This window comes from Campylobacter sp. RM12642, from assembly GCF_020137635.1.
Lineage (GTDB): Bacteria > Campylobacterota > Campylobacteria > Campylobacterales > Campylobacteraceae > Campylobacter_E.
On record NZ_JACGAT010000050.1, the window covers coordinates 1 to 3,542 of the forward strand.

The window sequence follows — 3,542 nt, forward strand, 5'->3', positions numbered from 1 at the left end:
CTTTAGGGGATTGAAACTTATCTTCTAGAAAAGATACCACTAAATCCCTTAAGTTAGAGAATATTGCCCCGCTTTAGGGGATTGAAACTTTATAACATTTTGTTTAACTTTTGATACTGCTTCTGTTAGAGAATATTGCCCCGCTTTAGGGGATTGAAACTAATTTAAACAATAATCGCCCCTTTGTGATTTTTTAGTTAGAGAATATTGCCCCGCTTTAGGGGATTGAAACTAAAAAATATAAAATTACGATAGCTTTGTACCATGTTAGAGAATATTGCCCCGCTTTAGGGGATTGAAACACATAAAGCTTTTACTATATCTTCTGCTCTTTGTGTTAGAGAACATTGCCCCGATTTAGGGGATTGAAACCTTTACACCTACAATTAAACCCATTTGGTGGATAAGTTAGAGAACATTGCCCCGATTTAGGGGATTGAAAAAATCCAGCCTTTGCATTAACATGGTTGATATTTGTAAAAGTCAAATGGCATATAAAATTTCAAAAGTGGTATAAAAATAAAAAATCACATATAAAGAAACGGAAGTTTAAAATAAGAAAGGTGATAAAATTATACAATTATAAGTGAAATATTTTGATTATAGTGATAATGATTTTTTAATGTATTCTCATTATAAAAAAGTATTTTTGTAATACATATTCTTAAGAATGTTTATGTATTACAACATATTCTTATCAAATAAATTTAGATTTTAATATTAAATATATTATTTTTTGATTTTCTTTACTTCTCCTTTTGATTAAATTTTGGCTTTTAGATTTATTTTAATAACTCATCAAAATCATCAAAAGTATTATCTAAGCGATTTGAATTACCTGAATTATTTGAGCTTATTATTGCCAATGCTATCGTTGTTATTGTGCCTGCTATAATTTTTAAAGCCAATTCGCTAATTTTTATTTCCATTTTTTTCTCCTTTTAATCTCGTTGTATTTATTAAACAATGAAATAATATACTTTTAAAGTCCTATTATTATTGACTAAAACAATAAGGAATAAAAATGATAAGAACAAAAACCAAAAGAAAACCAGCAAACTTAGATAACTTCACTCTATATTTAAATATTATAAAAATAATTTATGAAAAAGGCGAAAAAGGTGCTACTAGAGAAGATATAACTAAGTATTTAAAAGTAAAACTAAATTATAATATTTCAAAACAAAGCATTTCAAAAATCATTGAAAACATTAAAATATCAAATTATCTTAGTCAATATATTAAAATGTATGAAGAAAAACGCCCATTTAAATACATAATAAATTCTGATTATTTAAATGATGATTTTTTGAGATTTTTTACAGATAAAAAATATAATTATGATGAATTTTTAGCATTTAATACATTAAAAACATTGAATTCTAACAACATAACAGAACTTACAAAAGATTTAAAAAATAACTTTATGTGTCTAGATAATCCTTTAGTAGATACAAAAATGAGTGAATTAGAATTAAAATATACTAAAAAAATTTTCAAATTAATGAATAAAAAATTAAAAGCTACTATTACAATGAAAAGCAATGAAGTTTATAAAGTAATTTTTCTAAAAATAATTTATAGTGATAAAAATTGGTATGCTTTAGTAAAACAAGAAAATGAAAGCATTGAACTTAAGAGATTAGCATTTATTGAAGATATCACTGAAATTATTGGCTCTAACTATAAAGACATAGAAATTCCAGATAAATTAGATATAAAACTAAAAAAATTAAATAATGCTTTAAGTAATTATAATAATTTAGATAATGTAAATACGGCTACATTAGAAATTAGCGACAATATAAAACAATATTTTCAAAAAGATATGAAAAAATTTTTTAAACATCAAATAATAATTCAAGAAAATCCACTAATAATAGATATACAATATACAAGTGAGCTTGAAATATTAAGATTTGTTAAAAGTTGGTTGCCTGATATAAAAATATTAGAACCAAAAACATTGCAAGAAAGCTTTAAGCAATCATTAAAACAAGCATTGAATACCTATCAATAGTGTAGATAAATTAAAACTTGTGATGATTTATAAGAATTTAAATTTGCTTAAAATATAGTCTATTATTGTTTTACTTTTAGCTTTGATTTTACTCAAATCTTCAACCAAGAAAAACTTAGAAAATATAAATATATTCAAATAACGCTCAATAATAGAAAAAATAGCGATAGATATTAAAAAAATCGCAAATAATATAAAGATAAAAAATACAAAATTTTCATTAGCTAAATTCTTATTTGAAGTGGCAAAAATTATTGTAATAATAGCGCTAATAAAACCAAAAATAACGCTCAAAGCATTGCTAAAAGAAAAGCCATTAATTTTGCTTTTTAAAATATAAAAAGCATTGCAATTAGGACATTTTAGACTAATAAATCCTAAATCTTTTTTATAAGTTAATTTTGAGATTTTACAAGAACAAATATCGCACTTTTTATAAAATATATTTATATTTTTACTAAGATTAATCATAAAGTCTTTTAATTTGCTTAACCTAGATTTTTTAATTTCAATTGTTTCACTATTATCAAATAAAACAAATTTTGAAAATATAAACAATTCTAAATAATCATGAATGAATGAAAAAATACTTGCAATAATCAAAAAAGTTAAAAACCATATTGCTACTTGAATAATTCTGCTATTAATAAATTTATCCAATAAAGCAATAGGCACAATAGAAAGCAATGCACAAACCCAACGAGAAATATCCACTAAAGCAGCATCTATCATAACAAAAGACATTTTGTCTTTTAATCTATACAAGGCATTACAATTAGGACATTTTAGACTAATAAATCCTAAATCTTTTTTATAAGTTAATTTTGAGATTTTACAAGAACAAATATCACACTTTTTATTGATAATTTCCACTTTAATTTCCTTGTAACAAAATGTTTTATTTTATATCAGATAATACTTGTGATTTTATCACTAATTTAAATTCTTTTAGTTATATTTAGCTAGTTGTATCTTATTAATATTTGCTTTTTTACTTCATTTAAAAATAAGAATATTTCTTGATATTTTTTTGCATAATTAATATAAAAATATTTTGTTTAATATATTTAATTATGAAAAATTAATTCAAATAATTATATTAAAAATAAAAATGTGTATTCTAAACTACAACTCATTTTAATTCTCCTTTTAATTTATTTAAATAATTTTTATAAACATCATTAGAGCAACTACCACTGCTAGAATAATTACCTAAATCAAGATAATAATTATCAACAAATAACCTAGCAAAGGAATTAGAAATTCTATCAAAATCAGGATGCTCTGGGATTTTTAGCTCTCTAAAAGACATATATGATTTTGCATAGTTACAAGGCACAAAATAACCATAAATATCATAATTTATTAGCTTATCTTTGCTAAGTCTAGTTGGTAATTTTGAAGCTTCTTCTTCAAAAATTTTTTCATATTTTTTATAATTTTCATATATTTGCACTTCTTTATCAACTATCAATTTTACACTTTTAAAAAATTTTCCATCTATCGTATAGTTTTGCTTTTC

4 protein-coding genes and 1 CRISPR repeat array are annotated in these 3,542 nt (G+C 22.7%); of the genes, 1 reads left to right on the forward strand and 3 read right to left on the reverse strand.

Features of this window, described 5'->3' with window-relative positions; all coding sequences use genetic code 11:
- Window positions 1–52: 52 nt before the first annotated feature.
- Window positions 53–443: direct repeats of the CRISPR family, unit length 36 nt; unit sequence GTTAGAGAATATTGCCCCGCTTTAGGGGATTGAAAC.
- 339 nt (window positions 444–782) lie between these two features.
- The gene (locus AVBRAN12642_RS09510) at window positions 783–929 is read right to left on the reverse strand and encodes a hypothetical protein (RefSeq protein WP_214150606.1); all 147 of its coding nucleotides are present in this window, start codon (window positions 927–929) and stop codon (window positions 783–785) included.
- A 95-nt stretch (window positions 930–1,024) separates the two neighbouring features.
- Between AVBRAN12642_RS09510 and AVBRAN12642_RS09515 the strand changes: the two genes are divergently transcribed.
- Window positions 1,025–2,020 (forward strand): WYL domain-containing protein, encoded by a 996-nt coding sequence (locus tag AVBRAN12642_RS09515; RefSeq protein ID WP_336607281.1) that lies wholly within the window; start codon window positions 1,025–1,027, stop codon window positions 2,018–2,020.
- Window positions 2,021–2,047: 27 nt separating this feature from the next.
- Here AVBRAN12642_RS09515 and AVBRAN12642_RS09520 read toward each other — a convergent pair whose 3' ends face one another.
- Both AVBRAN12642_RS09520 and AVBRAN12642_RS09525 read right to left on the reverse strand, forming a co-directional pair.
- The gene (locus AVBRAN12642_RS09520) at window positions 2,048–2,893 is read right to left on the reverse strand and encodes a hypothetical protein (RefSeq protein WP_336607282.1); all 846 of its coding nucleotides are present in this window, start codon (window positions 2,891–2,893) and stop codon (window positions 2,048–2,050) included.
- A gap of 259 nt (window positions 2,894–3,152) precedes the next feature.
- Window positions 3,153–3,542: hypothetical protein (locus AVBRAN12642_RS09525; protein WP_336608295.1), on the reverse strand; the 390-nt coding region annotated here is incomplete at its 5' end.

What these genes read in the sequence shown, in the direction of transcription:
- AVBRAN12642_RS09510 (WP_214150606.1), bottom strand. Translation starts at nt 929, where the DNA reads ATGGAAATAAAAATTAGCGAATTGGCTTTAAAAATTATAGCAGGCACA.
- AVBRAN12642_RS09515 (WP_336607281.1), top strand. Translation starts at nt 1,025, where the DNA reads ATGATAAGAACAAAAACCAAAAGAAAACCAGCAAACTTAGATAACTTC.